A 22896-nucleotide genomic window follows, 5' to 3' on the forward strand; every position below is an offset into this window, starting at 1 on the left:
CAAGCCAAAGAAGCCATCCTGAACTGCGCAGGGCTTGCAGACTGGACCCATGCAAAGCCAGCCCACAGCACGTCGCCGCCAGCTGCGCACCTGGCGGCCAGGCCCAGGGCCAGCTGAGTTCAAACCAGTGTCAGCTCAGGGGAAATCAAAACCTCTACTAGATCTGGCCAGCAACGATTACCTAGGCCTATGTCGGCATCCTGAGCTGATCGAAGCCGCCGGAGCGGCCTTGCATTCAGAAGGTGTTGGAGCAGGTGGATCCAGGCTAGTAACTGGCAGCCGGCCAGTGCATGTTGCACTGGAAGAAGCACTCGCCGACTGGCTGGGTCGCGAGCGGGTCTTACTGTTCCCAAGCGGGTTCCAAGCAAACCTGGCAGCAGTGATCGCACTGGCCAGCCGCAATACCCCAGTACTGGCTGATCGCCTAGCTCACCATTCTCTATTGATGGGTGTCAAAGCAAGTGGCGCCAGGCTGCAGCGTTATGGCCACAATGACCTGGCAGACCTTGAGCGGCGCCTCAAGCTCTGCCGGCATCATCAACCGCATCAACGGCCGCTTGTAGTCACCGAAAGCCTATTCAGCATGGAGGGCACCAGTCCACCGCTCTCAACAATGGCCGAACTCTGCGAAGTGCATGGTGCCAGGCTGCTCGTGGATGAAGCCCATGCCCTGGGTGTGATCGGTCCTCAAGGGCGAGGTCTTTGCCATGGGCTCTCTGCACCAGTTTCAATCATCAGCGGCACCTTCGGGAAAGCATTCGCTAGCGGTGGTGCCTTCCTGGCTGGTGATTGCGCCATGGGCGATCACCTTCTGCAAACCAGTGGCGCCTTTCGTTACACCACAGCACTGGCACCGCCTTTAGCAGCGGCAGCTCTCACTGCCCTAAACCTGATCCAATCTCACCCTCAATGGGGCAAGCAACTGCAAGAGCGTGCCGAGCAATGGCGTGGTCAATTGACAGCTAGAGGATGGGCTCGCCCGCCTGGATATGGACCCATCCTCTCTCTGGTGATCGGTTCCGACCAACAAGCTCTGAATCGCCAAAGTCAACTCGAGGAAGCCGGCCTCCTTAGCGTGGCCATCCGTCCTCCCACTGTTCCAGAAGGCACGGCGCGCCTTCGGCTTGTGCTGCGCAGGGGGCTACCCGATGAGACATTGGAACGGCTGATGAGCGCCCTTGAAACTGGATGAAAGAGGTAATCGCCATGCACGGATGGTGTGGCGATAGCAACACCTGGCAGCTCTGGGCCCGCCATTTTCAAGCCGATGGCTGGTTGTGGCAAAGCCAAGAACAGGGCTACGCAACACTGCCACCGCTTCAACCCCAATGGCATAACGCCCCTGAACCACAACCAGAACAAAGGCGGGTGGTGGTTGGCCATTCTTTAGGCCCACACCTGCTCGCCAGCGAAGTGCTTGCGCAGGCCACCGATCTGGTGCTGCTGGCAAGCTTCGGGGGTTTCTTGCCCAAAGGACCAGCAAACCGTGCCCTACGCACTGGCCTAAAGGGCATGCAAGAACGCCTCGGCACAGCAACTGAAAGCGCCATGCTCCACACTTTCCTGGCGAGGGCCGCCCAGCCAATGCCCGTTAGCGCCTTGCCAGCGGGACCCATCCAGCAAGGCCTCTCAGCAAACGGCCGCAAGCAACTGCAGGCTGATCTCGAGTTACTCATCAAAACTGATGGTTTACCAGCAGGACTTCCTGCCAAGGCAAGGGTGCTAGTGGTGGAAGCGGCGCAAGACGCAATCGTGGCCCCCGCTGCACGAATCGCCTTGAAAGAAGCCCTGCTCAACCATCTACAAAGCCCCCCTTGCCATTGGATCTTGCCTGAAGCGGGGCATGCCTTGCTGATACCCGAACTCATTGAACGCGTGCACAAGTGGCTGGAGTCAGCCCCTTGAGCAATCGCTGGTCAAAACAAGTGTTGAGCAACTTTGAGCAAGCTGCAAGCACTTACAACAGCCAGGCGCAATTACAACGTGCCGTTGCCTGGAGGCTCGCCAGACAGTGTGCTCGGCAGCCCATTCCAGCAGGGTTCTGGGTAGACCTCGGTTCAGGTACAGGCCTAATGGCAGATGCTCTGGAGGCCTGCAATCCCCACCAAGCTGTCCTCCGCGTGGATGGCTGTCCCGAGATGCTGAAACATCATCACCACTCCAGCCAAACATTGCTGTGGGATCTCAATCTGGGCGTTCCCTCATGGCCCCAACTACCTAGTTTGCTGGCCTCGAGTTTTGCCCTTCACTGGCTGATTAACCCTTTAGAACGACTACATGAATGGATGGCCGCTCTCACTCCTGAAGGCTGGCTGGCATTGGCTCTGCCAGTCCAGGGAAGCTTCCCCCAGTGGCACCAAGCAGCAGCAACAGCAGGCGTGAGCTGCACAGCTCTGCCATTCCCCTCCCAAGCGTCATTGCTTGATCTGCTGTCCAGCAATAACATCCGCCATCAACAGCTACACCAGTTCACCCAACAGAGTCCTGAAGTCTTTCAGCTCTTGAAACCAATGCGCCAAATTGGTGCCCAGGCCAGCCCTTGCCCAACCATGGGGGTTGGCAACTGGCGCCATCTCAAACAAGCCTGGCCACGTTGCCAGAACAGTGGAGATGCACAACTCACATGGCTGATCCAACTGCTTTTAATCCAGCGATGACTGAGGCAACGACTCCTCTAATCGTCTGCGGCACAGACACCAACGTCGGCAAGACCGTGGTGAGTGCATTGCTAGTGCAAGGATTAGTTGCCACCTATTGGAAGCCAATACAGAGCGGCCTTGAGGAAGACGGTGGAGACCGCAATAGGGTTTGTCGGCTCCTTGATCTTCCCGCCGAACGTTGGCACCCAGAGGTCTATAACCTCCAGGCCGCAGTATCACCCCACTGGGCCGCAGAACAAGAGAACTGCTGCATCAACCCCGATCAACTTGTATTGCCTGATGTATCTGGTCCTGTAGTGATAGAAACTGCTGGCGGCCTAATGGTGCCACTCAACCGTCAATGGCTACAACTCGATCAACTCGTGCGTTGGCAACTACCGCTCATCCTCGTTGCACGCAGTGGCCTGGGTACCCTCAACCACACCCTGCTCAGCCTTGAAGCACTGCGCTTACGCAATCTGAAGGTCTTAGGTTTGGTGCTCAATGGTCCACCCCACCCCGACAATCCAAAAACCCTGGAACAATTTGGTGGTGTTCCAGTCATCGCTCAGTTGCCTCACTTACCCAATCTCACGGCGGCAACACTCGCAGAGCAGTGGCATCTGCAAGACCTGAGCCTTACCTTCAAACGGCTACTGAAATCCTGGAGTCCAATTCAATGAACAAGCGTCAGTCATGGGCCACCGTTGGAGTTGTTCTTCTCTGTGGAGGAATCCTTGTGCTATTCACCGACATAGAAGTCGGCATGGTGCGCTGGGTCAACTGCGGCCCCCTCGCTACAGAAGGGGAACAACAAAGCGAGGTCTGCCGCTGAATCAGCCCCATCTCATCAATGCAACAACCTGAAGCAAGCCAAAGGGATGGATGAATTGAATTCAAACGCAAAAATCTCCGCATCGACAACGACAAGCCTTAGCGAATTCAGTATTCCTTCTTGCTGAGTCAGCACATGTCCAAACGTGTCCTAAAAGCGATAAAACCAAATCAACAGAATAGATCAACTACAAAGTAAATCATAATTATCTACAGCAGAATGGCTCAAATGCCTTTCAAGACATCATAAAAAGAAGCTTGAGGAAAGCCTTGCAATAGCTTAAGACAACTCAAAGCACCACTTTGATAACAAGGATTTCATCACTTAATTAAAAGCACTGGCAAGCCATATCAAAATCCTCAAAGTGCAAATGGTGGTGCAATCGCCAAGCAATGGTTCTAGCCAAAGGATTGCAAAAAGCCATCGTGATCGGTTCAAGCCGCAACATCACAATCCAAGATGGCAACACAATCCCATCGGATCATGGATTGCTTCGATCCACTCGCCGCCCCAAACGCCAACAACTGGCATCCCCATCTCTGGCCTCCCTTCACTCAGATCGCATCGGCATCACCACCGCAACGTGTGATCGCGGCGGATGGAGCGCTGTTGATGCTGGATGGTGCACCTCCCCTGATTGATGCAATCAGCAGCTGGTGGGTCACCCTTCATGGCCATGCCAATCCCAGCATCGCCGCCGCCATCGCAACCCAGGCAAAGCAACTGGAGCAGGTGATCTTTGCTGACTTCATTCATCCCCAAGCAGAACAACTGGCAGCGCGCCTCAGTGCCGTAACAGGCCTTCAACGCCTGTTTTTCTCCGACAACGGCTCTACCGCCGTGGAGGTTGCGCTCAAGATCGCTTGTCAGTGCTGGCACAACCGCGGCGAACCTCGGCAACAACTCATCGCCTTCAACGGGGCCTACCACGGCGACACGTTCGGGGCGATGGCAGTGGGAGAGCGCAACCTATTCAGTGCCCCCTTTGAGGAGATGTTGTTTCCAGTAGCACGGGTGCCCTGGCCCGCTACCTGGTGGGGTGATGAAGAGGTTGAAACACGTGAACGGATTGCTCTAACTGAACTGGAACGCTGCCTTCAAACCCCAACAGCAGCAGTCATCTTGGAGCCATTAGTCCAAGGGGCAGGCGGCATGGCCATGGTGCGAGCGGAATTCCTACGAGGAGTCGAACAACGCGTACGTGCTGCGGGAGCCTTGCTGATTGCTGATGAGGTTCTGACTGGTTTCGGACGCTGTGGAGCCCTATTCGCCTTCAAGCGTGCAGGGCTTGCTCCCGATTTGATCGCTTTATCGAAAGGACTCACCGGGGGATTTTTGCCCATGGGCGTCACCATGGCCCGCGAAGAGGTTTTTGAGGCCTTCTTAGGAGATGATCCATCTCTCACCCTCTGGCACGGCCATAGCTTCACTGCTAATCCCCTAGGTTGCGCAGCCGCAAACGCAAGCCTCGATCTACTGGAGGCCAACCCAGAAAGCTACGAAAACTTTGAGGCTAGGCATCGACCTCATCTCGAAGCCCTAGCTGAACATCCAAAGGTGCAGCAACCAAGACTGACCGGCACCATCGCCGCCTTCGACCTCGCGATAGACGGGACCCATGGCTACCTCAATCCAGCAGGACGAATCGTCAAACAACAAGCCATCAACAATGGTGTCTTCCTGCGGCCTCTAGGTCAGGTCGTTTATCTGCTGCCTCCGCTCTGCCTCAATGACACTCAGCTTGAGCAATGCTATGCAGCCATCCATTTAGGCTTGGAAGCCCTCTGAATTCAAGCGCTCAACAGAAGCAACACCATCGTTCTTAAGGGCCTTCCGAAAGAGCAGCCTCAACATCAGAGCGGGGCAGACCATAAGGGAAACAGCACTGACTGCGCTGACCACCTTGCTCCCAAGCAACCCTCAATTCTTCCTGCTCCAGAACGATCTCAGCTGACCATTCAGGCATGAGCCAAATCCATCGACAGGGATCCTCACAACTGCGCTCAGCACCTAGCCGCTGCAGCCAACTTTCAAGAGAAACGAGGGAATGGCGATCCAAAGGCGTCTGTTCGGGAGGCAACGACGACATTGATGACACCTGTTATTGAAATCCTGCCAGCAGTCTGTTCACTATTGAGCCAACTTGGCCAAACTTGCAGCTCACGTCCATGAGCCCAAGCCACTCCAAAGCCAATCAGCAGGCTGAACATTAAAGTCAGTCCCAGAAGAAGCAGAGAAAACCACTCCCCCCCGGAAAGAGGACGGCGCACACCAACCCCCTTCGGAGCACTAGAAGACATTGAAGGCAGCGCATCAGTACCAACACTGGGGCTCGCAGCCAACAACCCTTCTGCCATCAGGCTGGCGTCATACGCCTGGCGTCGCACCGGGTCGGTGAGAAGCTCATAGGCCTCACACAACAACTGAAACTGCTTGGCAGCCTGTTCAGCAGGAAGCGGAGCCGTATCCGGATGCAGAACCTTACTGCGACGGCGGAAGGCTAGATGAATGGTTTCAACATCTGCAGAGCGCGCAACTCCCAGACGCTCGTAATGGCTCTTCGCAAGAGTCAAAACCAGAAGTTGATCGGCAACTCGCAGAAAATCATCTCCTTTCCCCTTGAAAAATTCCATCCTAGAGAGAACTATGTTCTGATTGCCCATGTCAAATCAGGCCTGCTTTAGCAACCCAGGCCCGGAGCTCTGGAATGCCCTTGGATGGCATCCCTCCAGTGAACAACTGGAGCAAATGATCGCCCTACAAGCCCTCCTGCGCCAATGGAATGCCCGGGTCAACCTCACCCGCCTGGTCGAAGGTGGTGACTATTGGATTATGCAGGTGTTCGACAGCCTCTGGCCTCTGCAGAGCGAATTGCAGAACGCCCAACAACCACGTCGTTGCATCGATATCGGCAGCGGCGGAGGCTTTCCCGGTCTGGTGCTAGCCATCGCACTACCAGGCGCAAGTATCACCTTGGTGGATTCGGTAGGCCGCAAGACAGCTGCCCTCAATGCAATGGCGGCAAAGCTAGGGTTAGCATCCCGCGTCACGGTACGTAGCGAACGGGCAGAACTCACCGGGCATGATCACTGCTGCCGCGGCTTGTTTGATCTCGCAATGGCTCGCGCAGTGAGCACAGCACCGGTTGTCGCCGAATACCTCATCCCCCTTCTCAAGCCAAGCGGTGAAGCCCTGCTATTTCGTGGCCATTGGAGCCCCAACGATGCAAAGGATCTCGCTAAGGCTCTCAGATTGCTACAAGCCGATCTAATCAAGATTGAACGTCGCGAACTTCCTGACAATCGCGGGGTGCGTCACCAATTACGCCTGCGCGCAACGCTCCCCTGCCCAGAGACCTTTCCACGTCCAATCGGTGTACCTGCCAAGAACCCGCTCGGGTCTTAAACACTGGTCAGTCGCTGCTGAGGATGACCACCAAGACGGTTGCGCAACCTACGCAGCAAGCCTGGGATCTGATCACACCAGGGGCTGTTCACCAACACCTCCCTGAGGGCCGCCTCACTCACATCTGCATCCAGTGCTTCGGCATTCGCTCCAGGAAACCAGTGACTGCCACTGCCAAGTAAGCCGTAGCGGGCTTTTGCATAACCCTCCATTCCCCAAGCCTCTACAAGATTATGAAGCCAAAGCAAGATCGGAAGATTGATCTCGCCTGGAGACTCCTGCCAGGGCGGTAAGCCCCTCTGCCAACTGGTCAACCAAGCCTCACCTAAAGCCAACTGTGCCGCATCAACGAGTCGCTGCTGAACTGGTGGCAGCAACTCAGCGGCACTCTGCAAGAGATCGACCGCCTCGAGATGCCGATCGAGATCACTGGGTCGCGCTGCGCCAACGCTGATCGTATGAACCCTTGGGTCTTGCAAGCAGAACAGATCGTTGAACACAATTGGATGAAGTGGAGCGCAGAGTTCCAGAAGTTGAGACGAGGGACTATGCAGATGGCCACCCTTATCTGTCGGGCTAATGATGAAAACGCCTAGGTCATGACGAGCAGCTGCATCCAGTGCAGGATCATTGTCTTGATAAATGAAATACCAGTGCAGGTTCACATAATCAAAAGCATCCGTCTCGATCGCCTGCACGATTAGGTCTGTGGGGCCATGGGTGGAAAAGCCCACATGGCCGATGCGTCCATCACCCTGCCAACGTCGCAATACATCCATGCAACCTCCTGGTCGCAAGGTCTGCTCCAGATGCTCCGAAAGGTTGAGGCCATGGATGGCAACAAGATCCAATCGTTCACATCCCAATCTTTCAAAGCTGAGTGCCAACTCCGCCTCAAAGACTTTGGGATCCTCACGAGGAGGGACTTTGCTCTGCAACAGCCGCTGTGGATCCAAGACATCACGCAGCGCCCATCCCAACTGCCGCTCAGAGCTGCCGTAATGGCGTGCCGTCTCCACATGATGGAAGCCACAGGCCACCGCTCGCTCCAAAATGTCCTGCAGCAGTTGCTGCGACTCAGAGGTAATCACCTCCGCCTCCAAATCTGTCCAGCTCTGCTGAAAGCGCATCCCCCCTAAAGACAACACAGGCATTGATAAACCGGTGCGCCCAAAGCGGCGGCAAGGCAGAGAGCTCTGCACCAAAGACGCCTTCATTAACTCTTAGGAGCCATGATTACGCCGCTTACGAGAAGTCCTTTGAAATCCGAGAGGAAGCAATTCCAGAGCTGCTAATTGAGCTCGCAATTCATCTAGCTGCTCAAACTGCACCCATTTGATGCAGTTCACCGGGCAAGTAGCAATGGCCTCCTGAATGCGTTCCGTACTATCCCCGTCCTGCCGGATGGCCCGCGAGCGACCCATTGTTGGCTCGATAACAAAGGTGTTAGTCGCTACATGAGCGCAGTACCGACAACCAATGCAGACAGCCTCATCAACCCAGACAGCCTTCTCTCGCAATTGGCCACCAAGCAGCGGCTCCAATCCATTCGCCCGCTCATCAAGCTGGGCGGAAACTTGAAAAGCTGCCGATGGATCAATCAATGGTCAAGGTTGGATATCAAGAATCCCAGCGAGTTACCACCAGTTCGATAGCGCCGTCATCAGTATTGCGCTGCTCGGCTACCTCAAAACCTTCCTGCGCTGTTGATGCCAACACCGTATTAAGGGCGTAGCGCTGGGTGAGCTGAGCAAGAAAACGTTCCACCGGAACAGATTGCCGCCAGAGGTCGAGGTCGGTCACCAATTCATAGGCCCCGGTAGTCGAATTCAAACGGAAGCCAATATCACCACCTTCCGGCATGATCACAGCCAATTCAGCGGTGACTGTTTGGCCGCGATAGCCGCGAACAGAACGCTCCCCTTCTTGGGGGACATAACCAAGATCCTTGAGCGCCTGTAAAAGGGGCTCGCGTTTGCGCAGGTGTGTCTTAACGGTGCTGAAGTGCGACATCAAAGAAGCTCGGCTGGAATGGACTGGGATTGATCCTGTGGACGGAGAAACGCCTCGGCTGTAGGTGTGCTTTGTTCCACGACACCGATGGATTCCTCAATCCGCTCGGTGAGAAGCCGGCAGGCTTCACCAACAACCCCCTCAACACTCTCTTCAACACGTCCGTCTTGACGGATCCGGAATCGCACAGTCTGTTGAGGCATCCACTTCATCGGAAGGGACACGAATGCTATCGGCCATGGCCGATAGCTGACGTGTTGATTTTCATAAGATCAGTAAAACCAATCACATCAAGAGAGCCTTCAGGTCAAGCGTCCTTCATCTACAAGAGTTTGAAGCCGCTGAATCACCTCAGAGTTCTCCAACTGCTCAAGAGCGATGCGAGCCTCATCACGTACCGAGAGCTCTGCATCGTTGAGCAGAGAATCAACAAAAGCCTCCACCAACTCCTGCCGACGAGGTTCAGCCAACGTGTTGTAAAGACGTCCGAGGGCCCAGATGCAGTTACTTCGCACAACAGGCTCACCATCGATCTGCAAACTCATCAGTAATTGAATTGCAGCGATATCAGCATTAGCAGGAGAGGTGCCACCGGCTTCCGCCAATGAGCCGGTGGCCCATAGCCGTACCGCAGCCACATCGTTTTGAAGAACATGAATGAGGGGGTTGAGGACGCGGGCATCGGCGTAATTCCCCAGGCTCCAGGCGGTTGCCTTACGCACATAGGCATTGCAATCAGCCTGTAGCAACTGCAAAAGGGGGTCTAACGCTGGCGGGGAAGGATTTCGACCTAACGCATAAACAGCACTCATCCGTTCAACTGGACAAGGCTCCTTCAACAAGGGCAACAGCAAAGCCACTGCCCTGGGATCCCTATGTTCACAAAACACCCTTAGTCCCTGCAGGCGCTCCTCATGGCCCTGCTTCAGCCAATTAAGACCTGCGTCACACACATGCGCCACGTCTGAATGATCAGGATTGATCTCGTCAAGCGGATCAACGAACTGTTCAGCCGCCAACTCCTTGGCCAAGACATCAGGATCAATGGCCAGGCTGGCCAGACCTTCTTCCCTTAACTGTCCGGAGGCATCACTCATGACCTTGATCGTAGAGGCATTAGGCCGACTGATCTCACCCGATTGGAGCCGGCGCGAGCATGTCCCCAGGCAACCAGATACGAGCAGTCACTGCCACCAGAGCCACCCCAAATAAAGCCACAATCAGAGCAGGCAACACGGTGGAACGTATGAAATTCAATGCTTGCGAAGACTTTCGCTCATTCTGCCTCCCAAGCCAAGACCTTGTTGGAGATCATGCGACGCCTATCCGACTGCGCAGCCAACCACGGGTTAAAGACAGCACACAGATCACAGTGACCACCAAACCGATCCAACCGCCTAGCTGCTGATGTAACAAAAACGCGCCAGTGCCGAGCAGGCCGCCAAACAGAACACCCACACTAAGAATGAAGCGCAAACACAAACTTACGAGGGAATCCACCGGTGTTACATCCAGGCGTTGACGCAAGCGACTCCAGCCTGGGCCTGGTGGCTGCACCTGGTTCACAAAGCGCTCGAGCACTTGCGGCGATTCAGGCGGAGTCACCAGCATCACTACAACCCAGACCACAGCAGTAATCGCTGTAGTGATCATCAACCTGGTGCCGTAATCAGGAATTGTCACCAAGGGCATAACGGATGTACAAAGGCCCACCACAAAACCACAAACCATCGCCGCCAATTCGGCAGCAGCATTGATCCGCCACCAGAACCAACGCAGCACAAGCACCACTCCGGGCCCGGTACCAATAGCAATCACCAGACGAAACACTGTGCCGATGCTGTCGCTAATTAATGCGGTGATCACCCCGAGAACTAGCAGCAAAACACTGGTGAATTGACCAACCAGCAACAGCTCTCTCTGATCAGCATCCGGCCTTATAAAACGCTGGTAAAGATCGTGGGTGAGATAGCTAGCACCCCAGTTCACTGCGGTACTGACCGTACTCATGAAAGCCGCCACCAGAGAGACCACTACAAGACCAAGCACCACTGGTGGTAGGTAGGTCACAGCCAAGGTTGGGTAACTGAGTTCCCAGTCGGCCTGAGCTGGCAAGAGCACTAAAGCGGCAAGAGCAACCAAAACCCACAACCAACTGCGCACCAGATAGTTGACCACCAGAAACACCCAGCCAGCCAGTTGAGCCTGACGCTCGTCCCGCGTGGCCAACATTCGCTGAATGAACTCACCACCACCGTCGCTGCGACGGAAACTCCACCATTGGACAGTGAGATAAGACAGGAATGTGGCCACACTGATCTCGACGCCACCAATCCAATCAAAGCCATCACCATTCCATTGCCAAGGCACAATCGCCAGCAGTTCAGGTCGCTCTAACCCCCTCAGTTGATCGAGCATGGCGTCCATCCCTCCGGCTGCATGAACGGCGGCCCACGCCACCGCCACCGCTCCCAAAAGAGCCAACAGCAACTGCACGAAATCGGTGATCACGACAGCCCAGAGGCCCCCAGCAACGGTGTAAACAAGCACCATCACAGCCACGACTGCCAACAGCACAACAGTGTCAGGGGTGCCGCCAAGCACTTCCACAGGGCTGCCAGACACGATGCCCAGGGCTTCTACGACCTTGCGCATGGCCAGGAAGGCATAGCCGATGCCGATGCAATTCACCGGCAGTGCGAGCAAAAATGCTTTAAGCCCACGCAGCCAGGCAGCAGGCGCTCCGCCATAACGCAGCTCGGTGAATGCAGCATCGGTCAGCACCCCACTCCGTCGCCAGAGCGGAGCAAAGACAACTGCCATGGCGACATGCGCCAGGCCGAAGCTCCACCATTCCCAATTGCCAGCCAATCCTCGTGTGCCAACCAGACCGGCTACATAAAGAGGGGTATCAATCGAAAATGTCGTTGCGGCCATCGAAGCCCCAGCCAACCAACCACTGAGTCGACGTCCCGCAACAAAGTAATCATCCTCACTTCGATTGCGACGAGACAACCAAAGCCCAATCACGAGAGTGATGGCGAGATAACCAACGAGGATCATCCAATCAATGGCAGCCATATCCTTAGGCGGTTGATCGCAGTGTGACTCAGCTAGTCCATCTCAGCCGGTGGCTGCGTGCTGGCGGCGGAGCTGACCACAGGCGGCATTCTGATCCAGCCCTCGACTTGCACGCAAACTCACTGCCACCCCACGCTGCTCCAATACACGCCGAAAGGCCTCAATCGTCTCTGGATTAGGACGTTGAAAACCCTCATCGTCGATGGGGTTGTAGGCAATCAGATTCACATGACTCTGGAAGCCCCTAACCCGATCCGCTAGTTCTTCTGCATGCTGAGGCTGATCATTAAGTGCTCCAAGCAGGATGTACTCAAAAGTCACCCGTCGACCAGTCACTGCCAAATAATGGCGACAGTCTTGAAGCAGAGTCTCGAAGGGATAAGCGCAAGCGGTAGGTATCAAACGTTCGCGCAACTCTTGATTGGGAGCATGCAGACTCACGGCCAGGGTGAACTGGGCGCGACCTAGACGTTTCATCGCCAGCTCTGCCAGCTGGGGCAGCGTATGGGGGACACCCACGGTGCTCACAGTGATACGGCGCTGAGCAATGCCTAAATCAATATTCAGGCAACGAATCGACGCCAAGACCGCTTCAATGTTGAGCAAAGGCTCACCCATACCCATGAAGACAACGTGGGAAGGACGGCGATCCATCGCCTCGCGCAGGCTCAACACCTGATCAACAATCTCGTGTATGGCCAGCGATCGTTGCAGCCCTCCCTTACCGCTAGCGCAGAAGCGACAAGCCATTGGACAGCCCACCTGACTGGATAGGCACACTGTGAGACGTTGCTGGGTTGGGATGCCTACACTCTCAATGGTTTCACCATCAACCGTTGCCAGCAGCAACTTGGTCGTGTCATCCACCGCAACAGCCCGGTTCACCTCCAACAACCGCCCAATCGTGATGCCTCGCTGTTGCAACGAGAGGCGCCATGACTTTGGCAACACTGTGATCGCCTCAAAACTTCTGGCCCCCTTGGTATAGAGCCAGTCATGCAACTGACGGCCCCGGAAGGCTGGCTGGCCTTCTGCCACAGCCCATCTCTCTAGTTCAGTAGCACTACAACCCAGTAACGCCTGATTGCCGCCAGGCAGATGGGTAGAGCTCACCAGATCAACAAACCATGCCCGAGTGTTGCCTCCACCACCATTAAGGCAATAAAGCCAAGCATCGCCATACGTCCATTGAGCTTCTCGTTATGGCTGTGAAAGCCGTAACGAGGCTTTCGCCGTTGCGGAATGATGGTGGGCTCAAGCATGGATGAAGGCCTCAATCAAGCGTTTGCAAAGCAGAAACGAACATTCAGGAGGGGCTGCTCACTCCTCAGTGAGCAGCCCCTCCTGCTGAAGACCCTCGAGAGCGGATGGATCTGGCAGCTGTTCCTCCTCGAGTTCATTCTCACCAGTAGGACGAACAAAAGCAGCGAAGTTGCTAGCCGCTGGATCAATCCCATGACGACTGCGTGTAGCCTCCAAATCAGCGTCACTGGGGTCAGCCAACACAGCAGTCGAACTGGCCGCAGGAGCTGCAGGCATGTCCACGGTGTAATCCGGACGCAAGTTCTGCATTCGGCGATAGCCAGCAGGGTCCTCGGCGAGGATGTCCGGATGAGGCCCCGCCTCGGCTCGCAACTCTTCCTGGAAGCCACTGAAGCCCGTGCCGGCGGGAATCAACCGACCGATGATCACATTCTCTTTGAGACCACGTAGCCAATCGCTCTTACCCTCGATTGCGGCTTCAGTGAGCACTCGTGTGGTCTCTTGGAAAGAAGCCGCCGAGATGAAGCTGTCGGTGTTCAGAGACGCCTTCGTAATTCCCAGCAGAACAGGTGTGAATTCAGAAGGGGCTCCACCAGTGATCGCCATAGCCTGATTGGTGTCCTCCACCTGACGCAATTCGATCAACTCCCCTGGCAGCAAAGTGGTATCTCCAGCATCCTCAACCCGCACCTTGCTAGTCATCTGGCGGACAATCACCTCAATGTGTTTGTCGTCAATCGAGACACCCTGTGACTTGTAGACATTCTGAACCTCTGTAACCAAACGGTGCTGGAGTTTGGCGATCGCCTCTTGCGCAGCATCCATCAACGGCTTGCGCCCACGTAAATCCTCGAAAAAGCAATCGAGTAGCTCGTGAGGGTTAATCGGACCATCAGTGAGCAGTTCTCCAGCATGGACCTGCTGCCCATTGCTGACCATGACGTTACGACCTAGAAGAATCGGGTATTCGCCAATAGCATCATCTGCCTCAATCACAGTCACCGTGATTGATTCATCGTCTTCTCCTTGCTTGATCTCCACAGTGCCTGGCTTCTTACAGAGCACAGCAGATTCCCTTGGGCGACGAGCTTCGAGCAACTCCTCAATCCGCGGCAAACCCTGAACAATGTCTCCTGTCTTCTGACGTTCAAACACCAACAACGCCAAACCATCACCCCGCTGCACCAAATCGCCATCGCGAACATGCAATACAGAATCTGGAGACACCATGTAAGGGCGTCCAAGGCGCAAGGTGATTGCTTTTCCATCAACCTCCTCTACCTCTCCGCAACAACTAGACGGCTCATCTTTTGCTAGCGAGTCGCCATCGACCAATCGCTGGCCTACCTCCACGAGGGGACTGCCATTGGTCGTCACCGTAATGGTGTCTTCATCACGCTCAACAATCAAACGCCGCACAGGGTCACCCTCCTGGACAACAGGCAACTGGGCGATCCCCTCTTGCTTACAAAGGATCTGAGTTGTCGCGACCACATCACTGGCCTTAACCGACTGGCCGTCCTCAATCTGCAACTCGGTGTGAGTGGAGCCATGGCTTGAATCGGAGATTGTGTCGCGACGCACAAGGATGCTCTCGAGAATCACCAAACGCAATCTTTCGATGGTCTTAGCTCGCTTATCACGCACAGCCTCTACATCCACAGTCATCTGAGGAGTGGTGTCAAACGTCTCAAGAATGAGTTGAGTTTTGAGTAGCTCTACGCCCTCAACCGATTTGATCAGCTCTCCATCCTTAAAGGCGAGTCGCTGGGTGGCCTTAATCCCCAGATGAGGGCCCTTCGGCTGCTTGATATGAGTCAACTCAGGGAGTTGTGCCTCATTTGGGATGGTGTATTCCTCCATAGGTCTTAGCAACAGACCAGTCCCCTCAGGTGTGTCCACGGTCTGCACAAAGACCATGGCTTCAGAATTGATGCCCTTGGCAATCGTCTCGCCTGGGTTCACGATCTGGCCATCACCTGTGAAACGCTCTAAGGCCTTGGTTTCAGTACAAAGGTGGAAGCTGCCACTGCGAACGATGATTTCGCGCAGGATGTCGTTCTTCTGAGTCACCGTTACGATCCCGGCGGTCTGGCTGAAGATGTCCTTAACAACCTCAGTCCCGGCCTCAATCCACTGGCCGTCCTCGATCATCAACAAGGAAATGTCCTTGTTGATCTCATGTGTCTCCTGAGGGATCCAAAGCAAGGTGCCTCCCTTATTCACCTCAAAGCCATTCTTGGCTGAGCGAGCCTTCTTGATCGCCAGACCAGGGGCAAAGCGCACCAGACCACCGGTCTGAGTGCGGAAGCGGTCATCAGCCAACTCAGCCACCACTTCACCATTGCCAATCTTGCTTCCGGGAATGGTGTTTAAGCGATAACGGGTACCGTCTTTTGCCTCCAGATGCCAAAGTTCCCCTGAATGCGTGGACTCTCCGAGCAGCTTGAAATCCTTCATCGTCATCGAGGTGGTCACGATCTGCACCTCGCGAGAATCCCCGATCGAATCGCGCAGACGCACCTCACCTCCAAACTCGCTGGCCTGACTGGCCTCCGCCAACACCTGACCAAGTTCGACTTTGACATTGCCCTGGACTACAGGCTCTGCATTAGGGGGAAGGTTGTAGACATCCCCAGCAAGCACCCAAAGTCTTCCTAAACGCTGCGCCTTCAGAGTGATATTTCCCTGACGGTCTTTAACTTCCCTGGGCTGAATAACCTGCTCATAACGAACCTGACCAGCCAGGTCACAAATTACGTCTTTAGTGGCCTTCTCCACACTCTTTTTCACCGCAACAGCCGCGATCTGAACAACAGTCACGTCTGCCTCGATCTCCTGACCATCACTAACGAACAGCAAAGATCCGGTGGTGATGTCGATCCTCTGTGCACGACCCTTGCCTGAAGGCTTCACAGTGAGAGTGAAGTCCACTTCAGACTGCTGAGCCTCTAGACCATGGGGTGTGCGATAACCACGCACACGGGCCTTGGGACCAAACTCAACTGTGCCAGCAACAGTGGAGCGAACCACGCCAGTCTCAGCGGTAGACACACCACCGGTATGGAAAGTTCGCATGGTGAGCTGCGTCCCCGGTTCACCGATGGACTGAGCAGCAATAATGCCGACGGCTTCGCCGAGATCGGCTAATTCGTTATGAGCCAATGCCCACCCATAACACTTCCTACATACGGAACGATTGGCCTCACAAGTAAGCGGTGAGCGCACCATCACCTCAGTGATGGCTGCCTTTTCGAAACGCTTAGAAAGCGGTGGATCGATTTCTGTATTGCGTTCAGCAAGAATTTCACCGTCAACATTGACGACTTGCTCTGCAGTGAGGCGACCAACAAGACGGCTACCAAAACCACCGTCTTCCGCCTTCACAATGATTCCCCTAGTGGTGCCGCAATCATCCTCACGAACGATCACATCCTGAGCAACATCCACCAGACGCCGGGTGAGATAACCGGAATCGGCTGTTCGCAACGCTGTATCGACCAGACCCTTACGTGCCCCGTAAGAGGAGATCACGTACTCAGTAACCGTTAGACCCTCACGGAAATTAGTGCGAATCGGCAAATCAATAATCTCCCCCTGCGGATTGGCCATCAGGCCACGCATACCAACAAGCTGGCGAACCTGAGACATGTTTCCACGAGCCCCAGAGTTGGCCATCATCCAGACCGAGTTCAGCGGGTCGTTCTGATTGAAATTCTTCTTGACCGCATCAACCAAACGTTCATTGGTTTCTGTCCAGGTATCAATCACCTTGGTATGACGCTCAACCTCTGTGATTTCACCAAGGCGATAACACTCCTCGGTGGCCGTGATCTGAGCCTCCGCCTGGCCAAGCAAGTCTTGCTTGGCCTCAGGCACCTTGAGGTCTTCCACGGAAATCGACACGGCAGCCTGAGTGGCGTAGCGAAAGCCAAGGTCCTTGAGATTGTCCGCCATGGAAGCGGTTACAGCGGTGCCATGTGTCTTGTAAGCCCATGCCACCAGTTGCTTGAGGGCCTTCTTATCGATAACCCGGTTACGAAACTGCGGGGGGGTCCTCGCCAGTGCTGGCGAAGCGCTTGCCGCAGCAGCCTTTGCGGCCTTGGACTTGGACTTCGACTTGGACTTGGACTTGGACTTGGTGGTCTTGGTCGAAGGCTTGCGGGATTTCGGGGAGGTTGAGGTCATGGCTACACGTGAATCAGGTCAGGGAAGAAAGCTGGTATTGGAGTGACTCAGGCGGCGGCCACCGCATCGATAATTGTGTAATTCATCACCACGCGGCCCACTGTTGTAAGGATGTAGCGACTGATCAATGCTCCGTCTTCGTCGAAACGATCTCGGCGATAAGTCCACTGCTCAATGCGAGTGCCATCACTAAGTGATTCAGCCTTGAGAGGTTTGTCAATTTCATCTTCATCATCTACCTCACCGTTGAAGCGAACCCAAACCCAGTCATGCAGTAGGAGTCTTTTATCTTCAAACGCATGGATGACGTCCTCTAAACCAGCATGGGTTCTGGATTGATCGCCAAACTCAGGAACAGAAGCTCCCGGCTTAATCGCCGTTAGGTAATAGGAGCCAAGCACCATGTCCTGGGAAGGCGTGATGATCGGATCGCCAGTGGCAGGTGAAAGGATGTTATTGCTGGCCAACATCAACATTCGCGCTTCCGTCTGAGCCTCAATCGCCAAAGGCACATGAACAGCCATTTGGTCGCCATCAAAGTCGGCGTTAAAGGCAGGGCAAACCAACGGGTGAAGCTGAATGGCACGGCCAGCAACCAGTTTCGGTTCAAAAGCCTGTATACCCAGACGGTGCAGAGTCGGTGCTCGATTCAACAGGATCGGGTGTCCCTCAATGACCTCCTGGAGCACCTGCATCACCTCATCATCAGCTCGCTGGATCAACTTCTTAGCGGCTTTGATGTTGTTGACAATGTTTTGACGAATCAGGCGATGGATCACAAAAGGCTGGAATAGCTCGATTGCCATCTCTTTAGGCAAGCCGCACTGATGCATCTTCAGCTTGGGTCCCACCACAATCACGGAACGACCGGAATAGTCAACCCGCTTACCTAACAAGTTCTGGCGGAAGCGACCCTGTTTGCCCTCAATGATGTCACTAAGTGACTTCAACGGACGATTATTAGCACCAACAACAGTTCGCCCACGACGACCATTATCGATCAGAGCATCCACTGCCTCTTGGAGCATCCGCTTCTCATTGCGAACGATAATTTCAGGGGCCAAGATTTCCTGAAGCCGCGCAAGACGATTGTTGCGGTTAATCACCCGACGGTAGAGATCATTTAGGTCGGAGGTCGCGAAACGTCCACCATCTAGTTGCACCATGGGGCGCAAATCTGGAGGAATAACTGGAATTGCATCCAGCACCATCCACTCAGGCCTTGCATTAGTAGCAATAAAGTTATCAATCACTCTCAAGCGCTTAATCAACTTGGCCCGTTTCTGCCCCTTACTAGAGGAAATATCCTCTCTCAACTGTTCAGCTACATCAGACAAATCTAAATCACCTAGCAATTGCTTTAGAGCTTCAGCACCGATACCAACCATCGGCTCATTCTCAATCGTGGAATCTTCCGCATAGATCTCATCTTCAATCTCTAGCCACTCATCCTCAGTCAGCAATTGCTTATACTTGAGTTCCTTATGATCGCCAGGATCGAGCACTACATAACAGTTGAAGTAAACAATCTGCTCAACATCACGTAGTGGCATATCTAACAAGATCGCCACATAACTAGGTATCCCTTTCAAATACCAAACGTGGGAGACAGGAGCGGCCAACTTGATGAAGCCCATGCGATGACGCCGGACCCGACTTTCAGTGACCTCCACGCCACAGCGCTCACAGACAATGCCACGGTGTCGAACCCGCTTATATTTCCCGCAATGACACTCCCAATCCTTTGAAGGGCCGAAGATCTTCTCGCAAAAGAGCCCGTCCATCTCAGGCTTAAGGGTGCGGTAATTGATCGTCTCCGGCTTCGTCACTTCACCCACTACCTGCCCATTAGGAAGTGTCCGCTGACCCCACTCCATCACCCGGTCTGGTGAAGCAAGTGTGATCTTGACGTAATCGAAGTGGTTCTCTGTACGGAGGTTGCTGTTAGTCATGAACGAATCGCAAGCAGTTTGGGAAACGAAAAGCAGTTAGGTAAGGCCGTTAATCTTCGTCGTAATCCGCTACTCCTAGGGATTCGTAAGTGGGCCGACTAGGAGTACTACGGCGAGGATTCACATCCTGCATCAGATCCACTTCTTTGCCTTCATCGGTATAAACAGCGATATCGAGCCCGAGAGACTGAAGCTCACGCATCAATACCTTGAAAGACTCGGGTGTCCCAGGCCTGGGGATAGGCTTGCCCTTGACGATTGCATTGAGGGCTTCATTACGACCCTGCATATCGTCTGATTTAACAGTAAGCAGCTCCTGCAGGGTGTAAGCGGCGCCATAGGCCTCCAGTGCCCACACCTCCATCTCACCTAAACGTTGGCCACCTTGTTGAGCCTTACCGCCAAGAGGTTGCTGGGTTACCAGTGAATAGGGACCTGTTGAGCGAGCATGGATCTTGTCATCAACCAAATGAACAAGCTTCAGAATCTGTGCATAACCAACGGTCACCGGCTGGTCGAAAGGTTCACCCGAGCGTCCATCAATCAATTGAAGCTTGCCAGGATTTTCAGGGTTGTAGACCCATTCCTTACCTGGCTGTTTGGCAGCTTCCTTGAGGTAAGCCTCCACTGTCTGCTGGGACTTTTCAGCTCCATACATTTCATCAAAAGGCACCACCTTGACCCGACAATCGAGATTGGCTGCTGCCCATCCCATTAAGCACTCAAACACCTGACCCACATTCATCCGGCTGGGCACGCCCAAAGGATTCAAAACAATGTCAACTGGAGTGCCATCGGGCAGGAAAGGCATATCTTCGCGGGGAAGAATGCGACTGATGATGCCTTTATTGCCGTGGCGACCGGCCATCTTGTCGCCAACCTGGATCTTGCGACGTTGAGCCACATACACTCGAGCGACCATATTCGCACCAGGGGGAAGCTCATCACCCTGTTCACGAGTGTAAATACGAACGTCGACAACTCGTCCTCGTTCAGTGCTGGGAACGCGTAGAGAGTTATCACGCACATCGCGCGCTTTTTCACCAAAAATGGCGCGCAAAAGCTTCTCTTCGGGAGGCTGATCTGACTCACCTTTAGGCGTCACTTTGCCAACAAGAATGTCGCCGCTCTCGACAAAAGCACCGATGCGAATGATGCCCATTTCATCAAGATTGCCAAGGCTTTCCTCGGCAACATTGGGTATCTCCCTGGTGATCTCCTCGGGTCCAAGCTTTGTCTGTCGTGCCTCGATCTCATACTTCTCGATATGCACCGAGGTGTAGAGGTCGTCCTTAACTAGGCGTTCGCTGACAAGAATAGCGTCCTCGTAGTTGTAACCCTCCCAAGGCATATAAGCGACCAAAACGTTCTGACCTAGAGCAATTTCACCGCCTTCACAAGCCGAACCATCCGCGAGAACCTGACCCACGATCACCGGATCACCCTGGCAGACAATCGGACGCTGATTGAGACAGGTGTCCTGATTTGAACGCTGATATTTCTGCAGGTAGTGGGTGTGATCAGCCCCATCCTCATCCCGGACGATGATCGCAGTGGCATCCACGAATGTGACCATGCCATTGACACGGGAGATGGGCACCATCCCGGAATCACGAGCCACCTGAGTTTCGAGGCCAGTCCCCACCAAAGGCCGCTCAGGCCGTAACAGTGGTACTGCCTGCCGTTGCATATTTGATCCCATCAGAGCCCTATTGGCGTCATCGTGCTCGAGGAAAGGAATCAAGGAGGTGGCGACAGAGATCACCTGCACCGGCGAGAGCTGCACATAATCCACCTGCTCAGGTGGAACTTTTTCGAAGTCCTGGCGATAACGCACCGGAATTAATTCAGCGAGAATCTGTCCATCGGCATCAGTGGCCACATCACCAGGAGCCACACGACACTCATCCTCAAGATCGGCTGATAAATAGATGGGGTCTCCCTCCTTGATCAGGCGACCGTTCTCAACCTTCCAGAAGGGAGTCTCAATGAAGCCATACTGATTGACCCGAGCGTGGGTAGCCAGTGAATTGATCAAACCTGCATTCGGGCCTTCCGGTGTCTCAATTGGGCAGAGACGGCCATAATGGGAGGGGTGAATATCACGCACCGCGAAGCCAGCACGCTCCCTAGTGAGGCCACCTGGCCCCAGAGCTGAGATACGACGTTTGTGGGTGAGCTCAGCCAATGGATTCGTCTGATCCATGAACTGACTCAGCTGACTGGAACCGAAGAACTCCTTAACAGCTGCAACGAGAGGCTTGGGGTTCACCAACTGAGCCGGCGTGAGCGAATCGGTCTCACCCACCGTCATCCGTTCTTTGATGATCCTCTCCAGGCGATTGAGACCAACCCGGACCTGGTTCTGCAAAAGTTCACCCACTGAACGCACTCGACGATTACCCAGGTGATCAATGTCATCAAGGCTGGCACCACCCACATCGAGTTCTAAATTGATCAGATAATCAAGGGTTGAGAGCACATCCTCATGGGTGAGGGTACGCACCGTATCCGGGATTGTTAGACGCAGCTTTTTATTAATCTTGTAACGGCCAACTCGGCCAAGGTCGTAACGCTTGGGATCAAAAAATCTGGTCTGCAGAAGCTGTTGTCCACCGCTTACTGAAGGAGGCTCACCAGGACGAAGCTTTTTATAAAGCTCAAGCAAAGCCTGATCCTCTGAACTAATTCCTTCCTCATTTGCAGACTCAATAGACTTCTTGTAATACTCGGGGTGACGAAGCTTATCGATTACATCGTTATCTGAAAGCCCCATGGCCCGCATTAAAACATGGGCGTTAATTTTGCGTGTTTTATCAACACGCACATGCAGGAGGTCGTTTTTATCTGTTTCGAATTTTAGCCAGGCACCACGATTAGGGATAACACTGGCATTGTATGTTCTTCGTCCATTCTTATCCTGTTCATCCTTAAAATATACCCCTGGACTGCGCACAATCTGATTAACAATAACCCTCTCTGCACCATTGATTATGAATGTACCGCGCTCAGTCATCAGCGGAAGCTCGCCAATAAACACCTCCTGCTCCTTAATCTCACCTGTTTCCTTATTCACTAAGCGACAGGTCACATACATCTGTGAGGCAAAAGTCGCATCACGGCGCTTGGCCTCTTCAACATCGTGGCGAGGTCGCTTCAATCGGTATTCATTGCCAACAAAATGGAGTTCAAGCTTGCCTGTGTAGTCAGTGATCGGAGAAAAGCTATCCAACTCCTCGATCAAGCCCTCATCAAGAAACCACTTGAAGCTCGCCCGCTGAACTTCAACGAGATCAGGCAGGTAGGTGGCGGTCTTGGCGACCTGAATCGCGCTGCTGCTCATGCGGAGACCTGCAGTTGAGAAGTGAAATTGGAAGACCTGAACAATCGACGGGCCTAGATCCGAGTCGGCAGCACAAAAGGCAGCGGCAGCAGCTCCCTGTACCAAGGAGCTGCTGCCGTACTCATGGGCTCAGAGATCTCGAGTCAAAAAGACTGACGTCAACAATGCACCAGAAGA

20 protein-coding genes are annotated in these 22896 nt (G+C 54.2%); 7 read left to right on the forward strand and 13 right to left on the reverse strand.

Translation table 11 applies throughout. The features are described from left to right. Positions 1–49 precede the first annotated feature (49 nt). From SIB68_RS06890 to bioA, 6 genes are all read left to right on the forward strand, one after another. Positions 50–1192 (forward strand): aminotransferase class I/II-fold pyridoxal phosphate-dependent enzyme, encoded by a 1143-nt coding sequence (locus tag SIB68_RS06890; RefSeq protein ID WP_063399495.1) that lies wholly within the window; start codon positions 50–52, stop codon positions 1190–1192. Then, entirely contained in the window at positions 1189–1905 is a 717-nt protein-coding gene (locus tag SIB68_RS06895; protein WP_063399496.1) for an alpha/beta hydrolase, read from the forward strand. The genes SIB68_RS06890 and SIB68_RS06895 overlap by 4 nt, the downstream gene beginning before the upstream one ends. Continuing rightward, the gene (locus SIB68_RS06900; protein ID WP_081215466.1) at positions 1884–2657 is read left to right on the forward strand and encodes a methyltransferase domain-containing protein; all 774 of its coding nucleotides are present in this window, start codon (positions 1884–1886) and stop codon (positions 2655–2657) included. The genes SIB68_RS06895 and SIB68_RS06900 overlap by 22 nt, the downstream gene beginning before the upstream one ends. Continuing rightward, the gene (gene bioD / locus SIB68_RS06905) at positions 2624–3322 is read left to right on the forward strand and encodes a dethiobiotin synthase (protein WP_236068836.1); all 699 of its coding nucleotides are present in this window, start codon (positions 2624–2626) and stop codon (positions 3320–3322) included. Before SIB68_RS06900 ends, bioD begins: the two co-directional genes overlap by 34 nt. Further along, complete coding sequence (locus tag SIB68_RS06910) at positions 3319–3474, forward strand: hypothetical protein (protein WP_011825131.1); 156 nt, start codon at positions 3319–3321, stop codon at positions 3472–3474. The genes bioD and SIB68_RS06910 overlap by 4 nt, the downstream gene beginning before the upstream one ends. A gap of 459 nt (positions 3475–3933) precedes the next feature. Then, positions 3934–5262, forward strand: coding sequence for an adenosylmethionine--8-amino-7-oxononanoate transaminase (bioA, locus tag SIB68_RS06915; protein ID WP_063399498.1), 1329 nt, complete (start codon positions 3934–3936; stop codon positions 5260–5262). A 34-nt stretch (positions 5263–5296) separates the two neighbouring features. Here bioA and SIB68_RS06920 read toward each other — a convergent pair whose 3' ends face one another. Together SIB68_RS06920 and SIB68_RS06925 are read right to left on the reverse strand one after the other, a co-directional pair. Beyond that, positions 5297–5533, reverse strand: a complete 237-nt coding sequence (locus SIB68_RS06920; RefSeq protein ID WP_041374690.1) for a DUF3143 domain-containing protein — start codon at positions 5531–5533, stop codon at positions 5297–5299. Next, a complete protein-coding gene (locus SIB68_RS06925; protein WP_063399499.1) occupies positions 5505–6137 on the reverse strand; it encodes a J domain-containing protein in 633 nt (210 codons plus the stop codon). Before SIB68_RS06925 ends, SIB68_RS06920 begins: the two co-directional genes overlap by 29 nt. Between SIB68_RS06925 and rsmG the strand changes: the two genes are divergently transcribed. Continuing rightward, entirely contained in the window at positions 6136–6879 is a 744-nt protein-coding gene (rsmG, locus tag SIB68_RS06930) for a 16S rRNA (guanine(527)-N(7))-methyltransferase RsmG (protein ID WP_063399500.1), read from the forward strand. The genes SIB68_RS06925 and rsmG overlap by 2 nt on opposite strands. Here rsmG and SIB68_RS06935 read toward each other — a convergent pair. The 11 genes from SIB68_RS06935 to rpoB all read right to left on the reverse strand — a co-directional run bounded on the left by SIB68_RS06935 (position 6876) and on the right by rpoB (position 22719). Then, positions 6876–8096 carry an aldo/keto reductase gene (locus SIB68_RS06935; RefSeq protein ID WP_063399501.1) on the reverse strand — a complete coding sequence of 407 codons (1221 nt, stop codon included), beginning with the start codon at positions 8094–8096 and terminating at the stop codon, positions 6876–6878. The two genes, rsmG and SIB68_RS06935, sit on opposite strands and share 4 nt — an antisense overlap. Before the next feature lie 6 nt (positions 8097–8102). Beyond that, a complete protein-coding gene (locus tag SIB68_RS06940; RefSeq protein WP_063399502.1) occupies positions 8103–8483 on the reverse strand; it encodes a ferredoxin in 381 nt (126 codons plus the stop codon). A gap of 16 nt (positions 8484–8499) precedes the next feature. After that, complete coding sequence (locus SIB68_RS06945) at positions 8500–8892, reverse strand: DUF1257 domain-containing protein (RefSeq protein ID WP_011130867.1); 393 nt, start codon at positions 8890–8892, stop codon at positions 8500–8502. Continuing rightward, positions 8892–9095 carry a DUF2997 domain-containing protein gene (locus SIB68_RS06950; protein WP_041375041.1) on the reverse strand — a complete coding sequence of 68 codons (204 nt, stop codon included), beginning with the start codon at positions 9093–9095 and terminating at the stop codon, positions 8892–8894. Before SIB68_RS06950 ends, SIB68_RS06945 begins: the two co-directional genes overlap by 1 nt. A gap of 99 nt (positions 9096–9194) precedes the next feature. After that, a complete protein-coding gene (locus SIB68_RS06955; RefSeq protein WP_063399503.1) occupies positions 9195–9989 on the reverse strand; it encodes a HEAT repeat domain-containing protein in 795 nt (264 codons plus the stop codon). Between the two features lie 214 nt (positions 9990–10203). Next, positions 10204–11973 carry a sodium:solute symporter family protein gene (locus SIB68_RS06960; RefSeq protein WP_063399504.1) on the reverse strand — a complete coding sequence of 590 codons (1770 nt, stop codon included), beginning with the start codon at positions 11971–11973 and terminating at the stop codon, positions 10204–10206. A gap of 42 nt (positions 11974–12015) precedes the next feature. Then, positions 12016–13086, reverse strand: a complete 1071-nt coding sequence (gene rlmN, locus SIB68_RS06965) for a 23S rRNA (adenine(2503)-C(2))-methyltransferase RlmN (protein ID WP_063399505.1) — start codon at positions 13084–13086, stop codon at positions 12016–12018. Beyond that, entirely contained in the window at positions 13083–13235 is a 153-nt protein-coding gene (locus SIB68_RS06970) for a high light inducible protein (protein ID WP_011130872.1), read from the reverse strand. Before SIB68_RS06970 ends, rlmN begins: the two co-directional genes overlap by 4 nt. Before the next feature lie 58 nt (positions 13236–13293). Beyond that, positions 13294–17424: a DNA-directed RNA polymerase subunit beta' gene (locus tag SIB68_RS06975; RefSeq protein ID WP_063399506.1), complete on the reverse strand. Its 4131-nt coding sequence runs from the start codon at positions 17422–17424 to the stop codon at positions 13294–13296. Positions 17425–17471: 47 nt separating this feature from the next. Further along, positions 17472–19376: a DNA-directed RNA polymerase subunit gamma gene (locus SIB68_RS06980; protein WP_063399507.1), complete on the reverse strand. Its 1905-nt coding sequence runs from the start codon at positions 19374–19376 to the stop codon at positions 17472–17474. A gap of 49 nt (positions 19377–19425) precedes the next feature. Next, positions 19426–22719 carry a DNA-directed RNA polymerase subunit beta gene (rpoB, locus tag SIB68_RS06985; protein ID WP_063399539.1) on the reverse strand — a complete coding sequence of 1098 codons (3294 nt, stop codon included), beginning with the start codon at positions 22717–22719 and terminating at the stop codon, positions 19426–19428. Between the last annotated feature and the right edge of the window lie 177 nt (positions 22720–22896).

It is taken from the genome of Prochlorococcus sp. MIT 1323, from assembly GCF_047304905.1.
Taxonomy (GTDB): Bacteria; Cyanobacteriota; Cyanobacteriia; order PCC-6307; family Cyanobiaceae; genus Prochlorococcus; species Prochlorococcus marinus_D.